The sequence below is a fragment of the Peribacillus sp. NPDC058002 genome (assembly GCF_042886655.1).
GTDB lineage: Bacteria > Bacillota > Bacilli > Bacillales > DSM-1321 > Peribacillus > Peribacillus aracenensis.
Window position 1 is genome coordinate 1 of record NZ_JBHVQU010000541.1, and the last position, 1070, is coordinate 1070.

1 protein-coding gene and 1 pseudogene are annotated in these 1070 nt (G+C 41.6%); both read left to right on the forward strand.

Translation table 11 applies throughout. The annotated features are described in order from the left end of the window. Window positions 1-42: 42 nt before the first annotated feature. Window positions 43-162: pseudogene (locus tag ACFVSH_RS26960) on the forward strand (bifunctional 2-keto-4-hydroxyglutarate aldolase/2-keto-3-deoxy-6-phosphogluconate aldolase); the annotation flags it as partial. A 12-nt stretch (window positions 163-174) separates the two neighbouring features. Next, the coding region (uxuA, locus tag ACFVSH_RS26965; protein WP_387708908.1) for a mannonate dehydratase at window positions 175-1070 on the forward strand (896 nt) is incomplete at its 3' end.

Genomic DNA, 1070 nt, shown 5'->3' on the forward strand with positions numbered 1-1070 from the left:
ATTACAAACGTCTCAATTAATTTGGATAACATTAATTACTGACTGAATGCAGGCGCGGTAGCAATCGGGATCGGCAGTGACTTGAACAAAGCCTATCAAAATGGCGGCTATGAAGCCGCAGTGAAATTAAGCCGAAAATACATGCAAAAAATTGCAGAATAATGGAGGTGCATGGTGAATATTACATTTAGATGGTACGGGAAAGACAATGATACGGTTACGTTGGAGCACATTAAACAGATTCCTGGAGTGAAAGGGATTGTTTGGGCACTTCACCAAAAACCTGTTGGTGAGGTTTGGGAAAAGGAAGAAATTCAAGAAGAAATTGAGTATATCCAATCATTTGGTTTTCACACGGATGTCGTAGAAAGTGTAAATGTCCATGAATCGATTAAATTGGGTAACGAAGACCGCATGATTTATATAGAGAAATACAAAGAGACGATCCGAAATCTTTCGGAAGCTGGAGTGAAAGTCATTTGTTATAACTTCATGCCGATCTTTGATTGGACTCGGACGGAAATGTTCCATCCTTTGGAAGATGGCTCAACTGCCCTGTTTTATGAAAAGGCGAAAGTGGATACGCTAGATCCGCAAGATTTAATTCGTACTGTAACGGAAGCTTCAGATTTAACTTTACCCGGGTGGGAACCAGAAAAGATGGATCGAATTTCTGAACTATTCGAAGCTTACAAAACTGTGGACGAAGAGCAGCTATGGGCGAATCTTGAAATATTCCTAAAAGAAATATTACCTGTTGCCGAGGCTTGCGGTATAAAAATGGCAATACACCCGGATGATCCGCCATGGTCCATTTTTGGCTTGCCAAGAATCATCACCGGAGAGTCGAGCTATGAAAAACTGATTTCGATTTCGGATTCACCATCGAATGCGTTTACCTTGTGTACAGGATCGATGGGGGCAAACCCTGAAAATGATATGGTCCAGGTGGCTAAAAAGTATGCTAACCGTTCGCCTTTCTCCCATATTCGCAATGTGAAGATCTTTGAAAACGGTGACTTTGTGGAAACATCCCATCATACCCAGGATGGATCGATCAATATACAGGG